The 15347-nt window shown below is 66.3% G+C and carries 12 protein-coding genes; 7 read left to right on the top strand and 5 right to left on the bottom strand.

Annotation, left to right across the window (positions count from 1 at the left end):
- The first annotated feature begins 206 nt into the window (after positions 1–206).
- The 5 genes from SMD10_RS02300 to SMD10_RS02280 all read left to right on the top strand — a co-directional run bounded on the left by SMD10_RS02300 (position 207) and on the right by SMD10_RS02280 (position 5530).
- A complete protein-coding gene (locus tag SMD10_RS02300) occupies positions 207–1808 on the top strand; it encodes a glycoside hydrolase family 25 protein (protein WP_331684025.1) in 1602 nt (533 codons plus the stop codon).
- A gap of 168 nt (positions 1809–1976) precedes the next feature.
- Positions 1977–2111, top strand: coding sequence for a hypothetical protein (locus SMD10_RS02295; RefSeq protein WP_331684024.1), 135 nt, complete (start codon positions 1977–1979; stop codon positions 2109–2111).
- A 164-nt stretch (positions 2112–2275) separates the two neighbouring features.
- Positions 2276–3244 (top strand): L-threonylcarbamoyladenylate synthase, encoded by a 969-nt coding sequence (locus SMD10_RS02290; protein WP_331684023.1) that lies wholly within the window; start codon positions 2276–2278, stop codon positions 3242–3244.
- A 116-nt stretch (positions 3245–3360) separates the two neighbouring features.
- Positions 3361–4788 carry an FAD-binding oxidoreductase gene (locus SMD10_RS02285; RefSeq protein ID WP_331684022.1) on the top strand — a complete coding sequence of 476 codons (1428 nt, stop codon included), beginning with the start codon at positions 3361–3363 and terminating at the stop codon, positions 4786–4788.
- Positions 4789–4960: 172 nt separating this feature from the next.
- A complete protein-coding gene (locus SMD10_RS02280) occupies positions 4961–5530 on the top strand; it encodes a DUF6101 family protein (RefSeq protein ID WP_331684021.1) in 570 nt (189 codons plus the stop codon).
- A gap of 40 nt (positions 5531–5570) precedes the next feature.
- Here SMD10_RS02280 and ubiA read toward each other — a convergent pair whose 3' ends face one another.
- Positions 5571–6566: a 4-hydroxybenzoate octaprenyltransferase gene (gene ubiA / locus SMD10_RS02275; RefSeq protein ID WP_331684020.1), complete on the bottom strand. Its 996-nt coding sequence runs from the start codon at positions 6564–6566 to the stop codon at positions 5571–5573.
- A 233-nt stretch (positions 6567–6799) separates the two neighbouring features.
- Between ubiA and purD the strand changes: the two genes are divergently transcribed.
- Positions 6800–8068 (top strand): phosphoribosylamine--glycine ligase, encoded by a 1269-nt coding sequence (purD, locus tag SMD10_RS02270; protein ID WP_331684019.1) that lies wholly within the window; start codon positions 6800–6802, stop codon positions 8066–8068.
- A 57-nt stretch (positions 8069–8125) separates the two neighbouring features.
- On the opposite strand, the gene SMD10_RS02265 is transcribed toward purD, so the two are convergent.
- Positions 8126–9052: a DUF1499 domain-containing protein gene (locus SMD10_RS02265; protein WP_331684018.1), complete on the bottom strand. Its 927-nt coding sequence runs from the start codon at positions 9050–9052 to the stop codon at positions 8126–8128.
- Positions 9053–9217: 165 nt separating this feature from the next.
- Between SMD10_RS02265 and SMD10_RS02260 the strand changes: the two genes are divergently transcribed.
- Positions 9218–10999, top strand: coding sequence for an SLC13 family permease (locus SMD10_RS02260; protein ID WP_331684017.1), 1782 nt, complete (start codon positions 9218–9220; stop codon positions 10997–10999).
- 31 nt (positions 11000–11030) lie between these two features.
- On the opposite strand, the gene ppdK is transcribed toward SMD10_RS02260, so the two are convergent.
- From ppdK to SMD10_RS02245, 3 genes are all read right to left on the bottom strand, one after another.
- The gene (gene ppdK / locus SMD10_RS02255) at positions 11031–13703 is read right to left on the bottom strand and encodes a pyruvate, phosphate dikinase (RefSeq protein WP_331684016.1); all 2673 of its coding nucleotides are present in this window, start codon (positions 13701–13703) and stop codon (positions 11031–11033) included.
- A 195-nt stretch (positions 13704–13898) separates the two neighbouring features.
- Positions 13899–14675 (bottom strand): DsbA family protein, encoded by a 777-nt coding sequence (locus SMD10_RS02250; protein WP_331684015.1) that lies wholly within the window; start codon positions 14673–14675, stop codon positions 13899–13901.
- Positions 14676–14816: 141 nt separating this feature from the next.
- Positions 14817–15341: a DUF721 domain-containing protein gene (locus SMD10_RS02245; protein WP_331684014.1), complete on the bottom strand. Its 525-nt coding sequence runs from the start codon at positions 15339–15341 to the stop codon at positions 14817–14819.
- Positions 15342–15347: the final 6 nt, after the last annotated feature.

The raw sequence follows: 15347 nt of genomic DNA, 5'->3' as shown, positions 1-15347 counted from the left end.
GTGGGCCGAGGCAGCCTGAAACGGGCGTTTTGCGCCATTTTCCGGCGATCTGTTAACAATTCGTGATCGCAGCGCCCGGAACCTGCCCGATTGTCGGGGGAAATCAGTCTCATACCGCAGGGAACGGCAAGTCGCTTGGCTTGGGGGACCGGAACCGTCGCGGGGGACGATTGAGCCATACGAGCGACACCGAGGGGATATCGGGAATGCAAGACGCGCCTGCTGCTGCTATTGCGGCTGCCATCAGACTCGCCTGTGCTTTGACCGCTACTGTTTTGTTGTTTTCGGCGCCGGCCCGGGCTGATTTCGATCAGCCCTGGAAGAACTCGGATCGGGCGCTCGTCATCGACGCCTACGAGTTCAATCCGATCGACTGGAAGCAGCTGATCTCCGACAAGCGGGTCGTCGGTTTCATCAACAAGGCCTCCGACGGTCTGCCGCCGGAATGGAATTGCTCGGGCAAGTCCGGCGACGAGGCGCTTCTCTGCAAGAACCGGTGGTGGAAGTACTCCGTCACCAAAGAGCTTTACATGACGCGCCGCGAGATGGCGAAGACGCTGGGCCTCAAGTGGGGCGCCTACCATCTCGGCCGTCCCGGCAATCCTCGCGAGCAGGCCGACCATTTCATCGATTTCGCCGAGCCCGAGGCCGACGACCTGATCGCGCTGGACATCGAGGACAACACCGACGAGTGGATGTCGCTTCAGGACGCCGAGATCTTCGCCAACCAGGTGAAGATCCGCACCGGTCGCTATCCGGTGCTCTACACCAACGGCTCGACCGCCAAGTGGATCGCCCAGCACAAGGCCACCTATCCGCTGCTGTCGCGCCTGCAGCTCTGGTATGCGCGCTATCGCGACGACATCACCGGGCTGTTTCCGGAGGACACCTGGCCGACCTACGCGCTGTGGCAGTTTTCCTCCATGCACAACTGCAACGAACGGTCCTGCCCCTACCGCGTGAAGGGCGCCAAGTCCGATATCGACGTCAACGTCGCGTCCCTGGACGTCGCCGGACTGCGGGCCGCCTGGCCGTTCGATGGCCTGGTCGAGAAGCAGGACGAGGTTCCTGCGACGAGCCCGTGGGCTTTGGTCGCCGATCTGGGCGGCAAGGCTCGCCATGCGATGGATGTCGTCGGTGGTGCGCTGTCGAAGGCGATCGAGGCGAGTGAAGTCCAAGTCGCTGCCGCAGCCGACCGTGCGACAGAGGATGCTGACGGCTCGCTGAATACGGTCGTGGCTGCTTACGGCCCTGGTGCGGAGCGCCACGCCGTCGATCCGCTGCGTCTTCTCAACCAGGCCGCCTTCGAGGAGCACAAAGTCGGCGACTGGAAGCACGCCGCACCCGAGGTCGCCATTCCGCAGCCCCGCCCGGACGCCGAGACGGCATCCAAGGAAACGCCTGCGGCCGATGAGACCAAGCCTGCGGTGAAGACGGCCTCCGCGGCCCCCTCGGTCCTGAGCGGGCTCGACCAGGCCAAGGAAGAAATGCAGGCGATCGGCTCGATCGTCTCGCGGACCTACCACCCCGTCGATGCCGCCGTTTCGGCCGGCGACAGGAAAAAGTCCGCGGCGAGCCGGCTTGTGCCGCTCACCAAGGATCAGAAGTCCAAGCTCCTCGACATCATTCGTGCCGCCGATGCCCAGCGCAAGAGTTCGATGCTGTCCATGCCGGCCTATGTGCTGTCGCAGGCACTGCCGCACGGTGCCGAGCGCGGTCCTCGTCTGACGAGCTTCGCATCGGCAGAGTTGCTGCCGGCCGATAGCGTCGATCAGCGTGTGCTGATGGCGTTCGAAACCACGCGCTAAGCCCGTCTTTGCCGGGGCGCGAGTGCCGTCCCGGCAAGCTGAGTTTCTCGCTTCAGGCCGGCGGTCCGCATCGCCGGCTTTTTTGGATCCGAGGGAACCAAAGGCGGTGCTGACGGGTTGTTCGGTAGGCTGGAAAAGTGTCCAGCCGTACAGTGCGGAGTCAGCACGATGAATAATCGGACGATCGGCTGGATCATCGGCATTATCGTCGTTTTGATCATCATTTGGTTCGTTTGGGATTGGTCGGCCCAGGACGCGGCGGTGGCGCCGGCTCCGGACGCGGCGACGACCACGACGCAATAATACCGATCCTACTCGGCTCCTTTTTGAGTCCTCATGGAGCGGCGGCTTAGCCGCCGCCTGCCCACAGTGTTTTGTGACTGGCGCCCATGAGCCGGGCTGCCGGCCTCTGTGCATTTGCGTTCTTGATGGATGAGGAAGTCGCCGGGCTGCTATAGGCTGGGCCGATGACGATCGTGATTCCCGTGTCGCCGGATGCTACCCGGCAGGCTGCAAGCTGTCTGCGCGATGGCGGACTGGTGGCCATCCCGACCGAAACCGTCTACGGGCTTGCCGCCGATGCCACCAACGGACCGGCGGTCGCCCACATTTTCGAGGCGAAGGGGCGGCCTCGCTTCAATCCTTTGATCTGCCATGTCGACAGTTTCGCCATGGCGGCTGCGATCGTGACGTTCGACCCCGTTGCCGAGAGACTGGCAACGGCCTTTTGGCCGGGAGCCCTCACGCTGGTCCTGCCGGCGCGGTCGGGTTCGGATATCCACCCGTTGGTGTCGGGGGGACTGCCGACGCTCGCCGTCCGCTCGCCGCGCGGCATTGCGCTCGATCTCATTGCCGAACTCGGCCGTCCCGTCGCCGCGCCGAGCGCCAATCCCTCGGGGCGTGTCAGCCCGACCACGGCCGAGCATGTCCGGCGCGGGCTGGACGGTCGGATCGACATGATCCTGGACGGCGGCCCCTGTCCGATGGGCCTGGAATCGACCATCGTGAAACCGGCGGGCGATCATCTTCTGCTGCTTCGCGCCGGAGCCGTCGCCGTCGAGGACATCGAAGCGGCCGCCGGTCTGCCGGTGGTGCGCGTCGCGCCCGGGGCCGCGGTGCAGGCGCCGGGACAGCTCGCCTCGCACTATGCTCCTGCGGGCTTGGTTCGCCTCGATGTCCAGTTCGTAGAGCCGGGCGAGCATCTCATTGCCTTCGGACCCGATCCGATCGAGGGACAAGACGCCGCCGCCGCCGTGATCAACCTCAGCCCGACCGGCGACCTGCGCGAGGCGGCGGCAACGCTGTTTTCGGCGCTGACGGCGTTCGACCGGCCGGAGGTGATCCGGATCGCCGTCGCCCCTGTCCCGAGCCACGGCCTGGGCGAGGCGATCAACGACCGGCTGCACCGGGCAGCGGCGCCGCGCGACTCCCGTTGAATTTTCAAGCGACCATCGCACCGGCACGTGGGCTCCCGCCGCATGGATGGGTGCCTTGCGGCCATCATGCTGCGCTGCGCTCGACGGGACGCGCCGACAGGTCTAATGGGCGGCCTATGTCAAATCATCGCACGTCCCTGTCTCCGGATCTTGCCGATCGCTTCGCCGCCATCGTGGGCCCCGCCCATGCGCTGCGCGAGGACAGCCTGATCGAACCCTATCTGCACGAGCCGCGCCAGCGCTTCACCGGCCGCTCGCGCCTGGTCCTGCGCCCGCGCGACCGCGACGAAGTAGCGGCGATCATGCGGCTGGCCTCCGAGACCCGAACGCCGATCGTGCCGCAGGGCGGCAACACCGGGCTCGTTGGCGGCCAGCAACCGTTGTCGGACGCCGAGGTGCTCCTGTCTCTGTCGCGCCTCGACCGCATCGTCGAGGTGGATCCCGTCGGCCGTACCATGCTGGTCGAAGCGGGCGCGGTGCTGGCCCGCGTCCAGCAGGCGGCGGACGAGGCGGACTGCCTGTTTCCGCTGTCGCTCGGCGCCGAAGGCTCCTGCCAGATCGGCGGCAATCTGGCCTCCAATGCCGGAGGCATCGGCGTGCTGGCCTATGGCAACGCGCGCGACCTCTGCCTCGGCCTGGAGGCGGTTCTGCCCTCGGGCGAGATCGTTCACGGACTCAGGCGGCTTCGCAAGGACAATCGGGGTTATGATCTGCGCAATCTCCTGGTCGGATCGGAGGGCACGCTCGCCGTCATAACGGCCGCCGTCCTGAAGCTCTTCCCCAAGCCGGCCGGGCGCGAACTGGCCTATGTCGCGCTCGAGACGCCGGAGGCCGCGCTGGCTCTCTTCCAGGAGGCTCAGGCGCGCGCCGGCGTGCAGCTCACGGCCTTCGAACTGATCCCTCGGATCGGCGTCGACTTCGCCTTACGCCATGTGTCCGGACTCCGCGACCCGCTGGCGGCGATCCATCCCTGGTACGCGCTGATCGAAATCTCCTCGGGCCGCTCGGCCGAGGATGCGCGCGAAACCATGGAAACCGTGCTCGGCGCGGCATTCGAAGCCGGCGGAATCGTCGACGCCGTGATCGCGCAGTCGCTTGCCGACGCCGCCATGTTTCGCCGGATGCGCGAGGAGTTGAGCTGGGCCCAGATTCCCGAAGGCGGCTCGATCAAGCACGACATCGCCGTGCCGGTGGCCCGGGTACCGGACTTCCTGCGCCGGGCCGACGCGGCCGTCCTGGCGGCGATACCGGGAGCGCGGATCGTCGCCTTCGGTCACCTCGGCGACGGCAACATCCACTACAATATCTCCCAGCCCGTCGATGCCGACCGCGACGCTTTTCTCGATCGCTGGAAGGAAATGAATAACATCGTCCATGGTATCGTCCGTGAACTCGACGGGACCTTCTCGGCCGAACACGGTATCGGCCAGCTCAAGCGGGACGAACTCGCTCAGACGGGAGATCCCACGGCGCTGGCGCTGATGCGCCAGATCAAGGCGGTCTTCGATCCGCACGGCATTCTGAACCCCGGAAAAGTTATTTAGAATCTTTTCTATTGTGATCCTGATAACCTTCGCTGAAGTGATAAACACTTAACCGAATTTCTTAGCATGAGTGCAAGGGCACCTCTGTAGCTTCTCGACATTCGGTCGGACCTACCGACCAGTGAGAGACCGAAACATCGGCTCTCAGGAGGCAAAGACAGAGGCGTCAACAATGAGCACCGTGTCCAATATCGAGATGGCAAGGCCCGAGTGGGCCAGCGCGCCGATCAGACTGGATCCCAGTCTCGACGGCTATCAAAGCGTCGAGATGACCAAAGCCGGCGAAAAGATCTCCTATCGGGTCAGCCGGCGCGGCGCCGTCGTTCGCCGCACGCTCGACCAGTGCCAGATTCCGGTGTCGGTCGCTCTGGCGCCCCGGGCTTTCCGCGGCGTTGCGGCGCGTGCCATGGAAGACGACGCGGGACACGTGACCGTCACGCTGGAACTGCTGCACGACGATCCGCTGCTGTCGGTGCCGCTGCTGGTCGCCTCCGATCTTTACGACGTCGCGGCCGACTGGCGCGGATGGTCGGACCTCTACAGCCTTCCGATGCTGATGATCGAGGCGGACGGGCAGGCTCGTCCGCTGGAGGATTCTCTCGGAATGGTGCGATCCAGCCAGCCGGCGCCGCGTCGCCGCTCGCCCAATCGTGGTCGTCGTCCGCGCTTCCTGGCGAGACGCAAGCCGGGCCTCGGCGTGCGCATGGTCGTCGAGGGCAAGGAAATCATCGCGCGGAATTGACGCGTCGCGCGGGGGAAACGTCTCTCCCGCGCAAGCAGGCTCACCGGATCGGAAAAGACAGCATCCACAGGGCCGAGAACACCAGGCCGAAGAAGATGATCCAGCCGAACAGGCTGTTCGATTTGAACAGCAGCAGGCACTGATCCGGATCGTCGATGTCGAGCGTGGCGATCTGCCACGTCATCTGCATGGCGCCGATCGCCAGCCCCGCATAGGCCGGCCAGCCGGGGCCGCCATCGGCGCCTGCCGTGGCGAAGGCCAGCGCCATCAAGACGATCGTGCCGCAATAGAGGACGGCGAGCATGAGCTTGGTGCGCTCGCCGAACAGACGCGCCGTCGATCGTACGCCGACCAGGGCGTCGTCCTCCTTGTCCTGATGCGCATAGATCGTGTCGTAACCGATCGTCCACAGCACGCATGCGGCATAGAGCAGCAACGGCGACAGGGTAAGCGAGCCCCAGTAGCCGGCCCAGCCCATCAGCGCACCCCAGGAAAAGGCGAGGCCGAGGCCGAACTGCGGCCAGTCGGTGAAGCGCTTCATGAACGGATAGATCGCGACCACGGCGAGCGAGGCGATGCCGAGCAGGATCGCGAAAAAATTGAACTGCAGCAGCACGACGAACCCGACCAGCGCCTGCACGAGCAGGAACAGCTTGGCCTCCAGCCGCGTCACGCGGCCGGACGGCAGCGGCCGCGACCGGGTGCGCGCCACCTTGGCGTCGATCTCATGGTCGACCAGGTCGTTGTAGGTGCAGCCGGCGCCGCGCATGGCGATCGCGCCGATCACGAACAGGGCCAGATGCCAGCCCGAGGGCAGGCCGGTGTGAACCGCAGTCGGCGCTATCTTTTGCGGCGCGAGGGCCGCCGCCCACCAGCACGGCCACAGAAGCAGTTGCCAGCCGATCGGACGATCCCAGCGGGCCAGTTGCGCATAGGGCCACAGGCCGCGTGGCAGCAGTCGATAGACCCAATTGTTAGACGGCGCATCGGATACACGGTCTACGGATGACGCGAGGCCGCCTCTGAGATTCGTCATGTTCGGAGAGTGCCTGCGACGGTTCATCCGTCAAGGACTTTTCGTTGCCATCGGCAACTTATACAGAATTGTTAGCATCGAGGATGCGTTGCCGGAAGGGTTGTTTATCAACATTCCAGACTAGCGGTCGTTGCGCGGGCATCGTGCCATGCCGCGCCATTTGGTCTTGACCTTGGCCGTCGCGCATCCGTAATTGGCTTACTCGATCGACCTGCGATATAGACGGCCAACCCATGACCCTAAACGTTCTCCTCATCGGATCCGGCGGCCGTGAGGACGCTCTCGCCTGGAAGCTGGCGCAGTCGCCTGAACTCGGCAATTTCTATGTCGCGCCCGGCAATCCGGGCATGGCCGCCTGTGCCCGTTTCGCCGAGTGCGACGTCGACGACCATTCGTCGGTGATCGGCTTCTGCCGCGACAAGGCGATCGACCTGGTCGTCGTCGGACCCGAGGCGCCGCTCGTTGCAGGACTGCCGGACTCTCTGGAGGCGGCCGGCATCCTCGTCTTCGGTCCATCGGCGGCAGCCGCACGGCTCGAAGGCTCCAAGGCCTTCACCAAGGACCTGTGCGAGCGCATGGACATTCCGACGGCGCGCTATGGCCATTTCCGGGCACTCGACGAGGCCGAGGCCCATCTGCGGCGGGTCGGCGTGCCGATCGTGGTCAAGGCCGACGGGCTGGCCGCCGGCAAGGGCGTCACCGTGGCGACGACGCTCAACGAGGCGCTCGGCGCGGTGCGTGCCTGTTTCGATGAGGGGGCCGGCGCCCGCGTGGTGATCGAGGAATATCTCGAGGGCGAGGAGGCGAGCCTGTTCTGCCTGTGCGACGGCGAGCAGGCGCTGCTGTTCGGCACGGCTCAGGACCACAAGCGCGCCTTCGACGGCGATCGCGGGCCGAACACCGGCGGCATGGGTGCCGTCTCGCCAGCCGCCGCCATGACGCCGTCCCTGGTCCGGCGTGCCATGGACGAGATCATCCGTCCGACGCTCGCCGGCATGAGAGAGGCGGGAACGCCGTTCAAGGGCGTGCTTTACGCCGGGCTGATGCTGACCGAGCAGGGTCCCAAGCTCATCGAATACAACGTGCGCTTCGGCGATCCCGAATGCCAGGTGCTGATGATGCGCCTCGACAGCGATCTCCTGCCGATCCTGCTCGCCGTCGCCAAGGGCGACCTGTCGGGCGTCGAGCCGCAATGGTCCGAGGACGCCGCGCTGACGGTGATCATGGCGACGCGCGGCTATCCCAGCCCCTACGCCAAGGGCAGCGTGATCGGATCGCTGCCGGAGGGAGACGAGCGCAGGCACGTCTTCCATGCCGGCACGCGGCTCGAAGATGGCCGACTGCTGGCTAGCGGCGGACGCGTACTCGCCGTCACCGCCCGGGGGGGCACCGTCCGCGAGGCGGCGAGGCGCGCCTACGAGGCCGTCGAGCAGGTCGATTGGCCGGAGGGCTTCTACCGGTCCGACATCGGCCACCGGGCGATCATGCGCGAGACCTCCTGACCATCAAATTGACCGTTGTGACCCGCTGGTCCTCGGCCGGAGAGGGAAGCCGAAGGCTTAGCCGCCGGCGGCCGTGACGCCTTCGACGGCGGCGGCGGCATCGTCCAGCTGGGTGAGGAAGCCCCGGATGAAACGGGCGTTCTGCCCGAGATCGTAGGGCAAGGTGAGCGAGGTCGACCGCATCTCGACGCGGGTTTCGTCCGCCACCTCATGGATGCGGATGACGATTTCGCTCGGGAAGGCGAAGACCGGACTGCGGGCGACGGCCGTGATGACGTAATCCTGGGCGTCGGGCCGGCTCGCCGGATCGGGAGCAGGTCCCTGGGCCTCGTCGTCCTCTGTCAGCGCGGTGCCGCCGGCGGCCGCCCCGTCCTGCAGGTCGTTGGGCAAAGCCTCCGATGCGGGTTCCGGTGGAACCGGCGCGCCGGCGATGACGCTTTCGACGGACCATCCCTTCGCATCCAGCACGTCGCGAGCGACCGTGTTGATCTGGGCGGCGCTCGCCCTGAAGCGACGTCCGCTCAGCGTCTGATCGGGAGAGGCCGTGCCGGTGGTCCGGATCTCGCCGAGCGCGCGGGCCTGGATCGTGCCGACGGGAACCGCTTCCTCTTCTCCGGTCACAGCCCAGTTGACGCGGGGATTGGCTTCCCACAGGGCGGCCGCCAGAACGAAGGGGGCCAGAACCAGAAGCGCCAAGAGCAGGGCGGAAACCGCACGTCCGCCGCCATGATCGCCTTTGCGCCAGACCCGCTGCAGCACCAACAGCGACAGCAACAGGGCCAGCGCGGCAAGGCCGCCGGTCAGGCCCAGCAGCATGAAGAGGGCGTTCAGCTCGACCACGCCGAGGCGGTAGAGCAGGATCGTGACCGGCAGCAGGATCAACGAAAAGGTCGCGAGCCGCCACGCCCAACCCGCGGCACGCAGGCGTCGGGTGAGGTAGTGGCCGGCCATCCTGGATCCGGCATATCGGGCGGCGATGCTCATGGCTTCTGATACCTCAGAACGGGATTCTGACCAATGCACGCCATGGCTTCCGGTCTTGGCGTCGTCCGGCATGGCCCTGAAACCGCGACATTTTAGGGGCGGCTCTTGCCGTTCCGTCTCGGCCCTGCATGTTCATTCGCTCGTGCTGTCTGTCATCGAGCCTTCATGCAAGCTTTCCTGCTCGACTATTCGGCCCTGATCGGTTTGGTCATCGTGGCCTTGGTCTTCGTATCCTTCGCAATGGAGCTTTATCCGCCGGAAGTGTCGGCGACGGCCGGAGCCGTTGCCTTTCTGGCGCTCGGCTACATCAATGGAGACCAGTTCACCGAAGTGTTCTCCAACAGCGCGCCGATCACCATCGGAGCGATGTTCGTCCTGTCCGGCGCGCTGATCCGCACCGGAACGCTGGAAGGCGCGGCCAGCCGCATCGTCGCCAGCGCCGAGAAGCGTCCGCGACTGACGCTTGCGGCCATGGTCGCCGGGACGCTCGTCGCTTCCGCCTTCATGAACAACACGCCTGTCGTGCTGGTGCTGATCCCGGTGGTCATCGAACTGGCCAAGAAGCTCGACCTCGCCCCGACGCGGCTTCTGGTTCCGCTCTCCTTCGTCGCCATTCTCGGCGGCACCTGCTCGCTCATCGGCACCTCGACCAACCTCCTGGTCGACGGCGTCGCCCGCAACAACGGCCTCGAACCGTTCTCGATCTTCGAGATCACGCCGATCGGCATTGTCGCGGCGACGGTCGGCGTGGCCTTCCTGGTCTTTGCGGGGCGGTATCTGCTGCCCGACCGAGCTTCCGCCGTCGATGCGCTGGGTGCCGTCAATGCCGGCGGCTACCTGACCGAGGTGGTCGTCGGCGAAGGCGCCGCCTCGATCGGAAAGCAGCTGAAGGACATCGCCGAGCTTTCCACGCGCGGGGTCCGGGTGGTGGCGCTCAAGCGTGGGGGCAATCATCTGCGCGCCAATCTCGGCGAGCAGGAACTGCAGCGGGCCGATCGCATCATTCTGGTGGGCACGCCGGAGGAAATCCTGACCCTCAACGACAGCGAGGACTATCGGGTGGCGCGGGTCGCCAAGCGGTCCAAGGACGAGGCGAGCATCGTCGCCGAGGCGACCGTGGCGCCATTCCGGCGCGGCATCGGACGGCGGATTTCCGATCTGGTGGAGCTGTCCGGCTCGGGCGTCGCGGTCCTCGGCGTGGCCCGCCATCGCCATCTTCCCGGCCCCTCGCTTTCGGAAACGCGGCTGCGTCCGGCCGACCGGCTGCTGCTCGAAGGTCGCCCGGAGGCGATCGCCCGCATCGCCGAAGCCAACGACCTCATCGGCGTCGACGTCACCAAGGCGCGCTCCTTCCGCCGCTCCAAGGCACCGTTGGCGATCGGCGCCCTGGCGGCCGTCGTCATTCTGGCTGCCATGGACGTCGCCCAGATTCAGATCCTCGCCTTTCTGGCCATCGCCGGATTGCTGCTGGTGCGCGTGTTCGACGCGGATGAAGCCTGGCGTTCGATTCGCGGCGACATCCTGATCCTGATCTTCGCCATGCTGGCGATCGGCCAGGGCATGGAGCAGGCCGGTGCGATCGACCTGCTGGTCAAGACGGCGGAGCCGCTGATGCGCGATGCGCCGCCGTTCCTGGTGCTGGTCATCGTCTATGCGATCTGCTCGGTGCTGACGGAGATTGTCACCAACAACGCGGTCGCGGTGATCCTGACACCGGTGGTGATCAGTCTGGCCGTGTCGCTGGGAATGGAGCCGCGCAGCCTCGTGGCGGCCGTCATGTTCGGCGCGTCGGCCTCGTTCGCCACGCCGATCGGCTACCAGACCAACACGCTGGTCTATGCCGCGGGCAACTACCAGTTCCTGGATTTCGTGAAGATCGGCGTGCCGATGAACATTCTCGTCGGCCTGGCAAGCTGTATCGCCATCAGCTTCTATTACGGGCTCTGAAGCCCGAAAGGGCAAAGACTGGCCGCCCCCGCTATACCAGCGGGCTGCGCCGCCGCCCCTGCAGAAGCCGGGCGGAACGGATGGCCGACTGCGCCGCCGCCAGCCGCGCGATCGGCACCCGAAAGGGTGAACAGGAGACGTAGTTCAACCCGACCTGCTCGAAGAAGTCGATCGAGGCGGGATCGCCGCCTTGCTCGCCGCAGACGCCGATCGGAATGTCGGGCCGTGTCCGCCGGGCCTTGTCGACGGCCAGCCCGATCAACTCGCCGACACCCTCGACATCGACCGATTGGAACGGATCCCGCGCGAGAATGCCCTGCCGCTCGTAGGTCGCCAGAAAGTTTGCCGAATCGTCGCGCGAAATGCCGAACACCGTTTGGGTGAGGTCGTTGGTGCCGAAGGACATGAAGTCGGCGATGTCGGCCAGCGTATCGGCGCGCACCACCGCGCGCGGCAGCTCCACCATGGTTCCGACGTGATAGGTCACGCTGGTGCCGCGCTCGGCCATGACGAGCTCGGCGACCTTGTCGATCCGTGCCTTGACGAAGTCGAGCTCTTTGCGAAGGCTGACCAGCGGCAGCATGATTTCCGGGACCACGGCCGCGCCGGCCCTGGCGCCCGCCTCGATCGCCGCTTCCAGGATCGCCCGCGTCTGGATCTCGGCGATCTCCGGATAAGAAATGGCCAGCCGGACGCCGCGGTGGCCGAGCATCGGGTTGAATTCCTTCAGTGCGATGATGCGTTCGCACAACGCGTCGGCGTCCATGTCGAGCAGCCGGGCGGTTTCCTGGACCTCCGCCTCGCCCTTCGGCAGAAATTCGTGCAGCGGCGGATCGAGCAGCCGGATGGTGACGGGCAGTCCCGCCATGATCTCGAACAGCTCGATGAAGTCGGACCGCTGCATCGGCAGGAGCCGGTCGAGGGCGGCCCGGCGCCCGGCCTCGTCCGCCGCGAGGATCATCTCGCGCATCGCCTGGATCCGTTCGCCGTCGAAGAACATGTGCTCCGTCCGGCACAGGCCGATTCCTTCCGCACCGAAGGTTCGCGCCGCTCGGGCCTCGCTCGGAGTCTCGGCATTGGTGCGCACGCGCATCCGCCGCGCCCGGTCGGAATAGGCCATCAATGCGGCGAAGTCGCCGGTGAGCGAGGGAGTGCGCAGCGCCGTCCGGCCTCGGATCACCTCGCCCGTCGAACCGTCGATGGTGATCCAGTCGCCGTTGCGAAGCGTCTGCTCCTGCGTCGTGACGGTTCCGGCGTCGAGATTGATGCGCATCCAGCCGGCCCCCGTCACGCAGGGCTTGCCGATGCCGCGCGCGACGACGGCCGCGTGGCTCGTGGTGCCGCCGCGAACGGTGACCACGCCCTCGGCCACATGCATGCCGTGAATGTCTTCGGGAGAGGTCTCCGTGCGCACCAGGATCACCGGACGGCCTTCGGCCGCCAGCGCCTGGGCCTGCTCGGCCGTGAAGGCGATCACGCCGGTCGCGGCTCCGGGCGAGGCCGGCATGCCCTTGCCGACGAGCTGCAGCGCGTCGGAGCGCTCGATGGTCGGATGCAGCAGCTGGTCCAGCGAGTTGGGGTCGATGCGCAGCAAGGCCTCTTCCGGATCCACCAGGCCTTCGCCGACGAGTTTGACGGCGACGCGGATCGCCTCGGCGGCGTTGCACTTGGCGATGCCGGACTGGAGCAGGAACAACTCGCTGTCGCCGACCATGAAGCTCACCTCGACGGCATCGCCGACATGCGCTTCGAGGCGGCGTACGTGGTCCGCGAGCTGATCGAGGGCGGCGGGAAAGAGGGGCCGATGCTGCGGTTCGTGCAGTTTGCCCAGATCCCAGACCTCGCCGCCATTGCCGAACTGGTCGCGGTCGCGGACGCCGAGGACGAATTCGCCTGTGAGGCGCGATTCGCCGGTGGCGAAGTCGCGCGACAAGGCCCGCCCGGTGCCGGAATTTTCGTCCCGTTCGTTGAAGATCATGGCATGGACGGTTACCGCAAGGCCGGCATTCTCGGGAACGCCGTGTGCTGCGCGGAAGGTTCGCGCCACCGGTTTGCGCCAGCTGGCGAAGCATGCCTCGATCGCCTGATAGAGCTGTTCCAGCGGCGTTTGCGGCAGCGTCTCGCCCAGTTCGTCTTCGAGATAGGTCAGATAGGCGGCGATCAGCGCGCGCCATTCATCGGCCGTCGCGGGCTCGTCGGAGGTCCAGCCGGACTTCTGGCGCTCCTCGTCCGCCAGATCCTCGAAGTCCGCCGGATCGACATTGTAGACAAGCGCGGAGAAGGATTCGATGAAGCGCCGGTAGCTGCGGAACGCGAAGGCCTCGTCGCCGAGCTCCGTCGCGATCAGCTCCACGGTCCGGTCATTGAGGCCGAGGTCGAGCACGGTCTCGGCAAGACCTGGCATTCGGACCTTGGCGCTTGTGCGCACCGCCAGCAGCAAGGACCGCTCGCCGTCGAACTGGCGGCCGGTCACCTCCTCGAGCCATTCCACCGCCGCGCGGATATCGGCCCTGGTCTCCTGCGTCAGCTCCTTGTGGAGCGCGGCTTGCCGCCAAGCGGAGGTGGAGATCGTGAAGCCTGGGGGGACCGGAAGGTCGAGCGAGGCCAGGAGGGCGAGATTGGCCCCCTTGAAGCCGAGCGCTTCGGCCGCGTCGGACGTGCGATCGGCGGCGCCCCGCTTGAAGGTGAAAATCCGCTTGGTCATCGCCGTGTCGACAAATCCGGTGCGCTAGAACGTCAATGCGGAGCCACTCCGCCCAGACGTTCTAGCTTACCGGCCAAGCTAGGGCCAATCCATCCCTCTGCCAGCCGCCCCGGTCGCCGCACCATCCTGATGACGAGAGCCGGATTCCCAAGCAAAAGGCCGCTCCGATGTTGCGCGAAGCCGTGAGACGCGGGCCTAGAGATGCGCGTCGAGCACCGCCGACATCTCATCCGGCGACAGCGCGCCGGCGTACTTGTCGCCGTTGATGAAGAACGTCGGCGTGGCGTTGACGCCGAACGATTCGCCGGCTTTCTGCACTTCCATGACCTTGCCCTGCAGATCCTTGTCGTTCAGGCATTGGGTGAACGTGTCTTGGGTGAAGCCGGCGAGCTTGGCGAGTTGCAGCAGCGCGACCGAGGGCTTTTCGGCCCGGGCCCAGGTGTCCTGCTGCTCGAACAGCACGTCGGTCATGGCCGTCCGGCGGTCGCCCGGCGCGCACCGCGCCAGCATGAAGCCCGAAAGGGCGAGCGGATCGAACGGGAACTCGCGCAGGATGAACTTCGCCTTGCCCGTGTCGACATAGTCCTTCATGACCACGGGCAGCGTCTCGGCGTGAAAGTCGGCGCAGTGGCTGCAGGTCAGCGACGCATATTCGACGATGGTCACGGGTGCATCGGCATCGCCGACGACGACGTCGGGCAGGGGCTGTGTATCCATCAGCTTGGCGACGTCCACGCTGCCCTGCGCGGCCGGCGCATCGACGGCGGCCGACTTGGCGGTCTGTTCGGCGGGCTGCTCGGCCTGGGCGACGATCATCTGCTCGACCTGATCGTTGGCCTGATCCTCGGCCTCGTCGAAACAGCCGGCGAGCGTCAGCAGCGCGGCTCCGGCCAGAAGGGTCCCAGCCAGCCGCAGGGGGGATGTCGCAGGGTTCTGGCGCGGCTTTCCGGCGTGTCTCGGCAAACGGTTCATCGACTCTTCACCCTTTTTGCTCTCGGCTTTGCTTACTGGCTGCGACGCGGCAGTCCCTGAAACCACGACGACCGAGGGGTTTCTAGAAAGAGATTGTGTCTTTTCCAACAGGAAAAGGCGCTTTACCGGGCCGTCGGGCGATCACTTGGGCGTGCGCCGGCGCTGAGCCAAGCTCTCGCCATAGGCCGTCAGCGCTGCCCGCAGCGCCGGATCCTCGATGGTCTGCGTCAACTCGGCGATCTTCCGGCGCTCCTCGGCACCGAGCGTGCGCAGCGTCGGCTTGTGGCTCGGCCGCTCGACATGGACCGGCCGCTGCACGATTTGGATCCTGGCCACGGCGGCAAAGCCGAACATGGCGTTGACCCGGGCGATCAGTTCGCCGGTCTGATGCTGCAGGAAAAGCGCGCCGGACCCCTCGCAGGCGACTACCAGCGTCGCAGGCTCGAACGGATCGTCCTCGCTGCGGCGCGGCGGCCAGCGCAGCCGTTCCGGTCGGGAGATTCCAGCAAGGCGAGCGCCGACGATATCGGCCCAGGACACCGCCAGCGCCGAGCTCATGCCGGCCTTCTTGACCAGAACCGGATCGAGGATGTCGGCGGCGATATCGCCGAGCGGCCGCGTGCCCGTCCGCTTTCGCCCGCCTCTCGGTTGCTGCTGCCTCGCCATGGCCGA

It is taken from the genome of Consotaella aegiceratis (assembly GCF_036541425.1).
GTDB lineage: Bacteria > Pseudomonadota > Alphaproteobacteria > Rhizobiales > Rhizobiaceae > Consotaella > Consotaella aegiceratis.
The sequence above is the reverse complement of the archived record's forward strand: the minus strand, read 5'-3'. Positions and strand labels throughout refer to the sequence as shown.

Bases quoted from the DNA above. Each gene is read 5' to 3' on its own strand.
- SMD10_RS02300 (WP_331684025.1), top strand. From the start codon at position 207: ATGCAAGACGCGCCTGCTGCTGCTATTGCGGCTGCCATCAGACTCGCC.
- SMD10_RS02295 (WP_331684024.1), top strand. From the start codon at position 1,977: ATGAATAATCGGACGATCGGCTGGATCATCGGCATTATCGTCGTTTTG.
- SMD10_RS02290 (WP_331684023.1), top strand. From the start codon at position 2,276: ATGACGATCGTGATTCCCGTGTCGCCGGATGCTACCCGGCAGGCTGCA.
- SMD10_RS02285 (WP_331684022.1), top strand. From the start codon at position 3,361: ATGTCAAATCATCGCACGTCCCTGTCTCCGGATCTTGCCGATCGCTTC.
- SMD10_RS02280 (WP_331684021.1), top strand. From the start codon at position 4,961: ATGAGCACCGTGTCCAATATCGAGATGGCAAGGCCCGAGTGGGCCAGC.
- ubiA (WP_331684020.1), bottom strand. From the start codon at position 6,566: ATGACGAATCTCAGAGGCGGCCTCGCGTCATCCGTAGACCGTGTATCC.
- purD (WP_331684019.1), top strand. From the start codon at position 6,800: ATGACCCTAAACGTTCTCCTCATCGGATCCGGCGGCCGTGAGGACGCT.
- SMD10_RS02265 (WP_331684018.1), bottom strand. From the start codon at position 9,052: ATGAGCATCGCCGCCCGATATGCCGGATCCAGGATGGCCGGCCACTAC.
- SMD10_RS02260 (WP_331684017.1), top strand. From the start codon at position 9,218: ATGCAAGCTTTCCTGCTCGACTATTCGGCCCTGATCGGTTTGGTCATC.
- ppdK (WP_331684016.1), bottom strand. From the start codon at position 13,703: ATGACCAAGCGGATTTTCACCTTCAAGCGGGGCGCCGCCGATCGCACG.
- SMD10_RS02250 (WP_331684015.1), bottom strand. From the start codon at position 14,675: ATGAACCGTTTGCCGAGACACGCCGGAAAGCCGCGCCAGAACCCTGCG.
- SMD10_RS02245 (WP_331684014.1), bottom strand. From the start codon at position 15,341: ATGGCGAGGCAGCAGCAACCGAGAGGCGGGCGAAAGCGGACGGGCACG.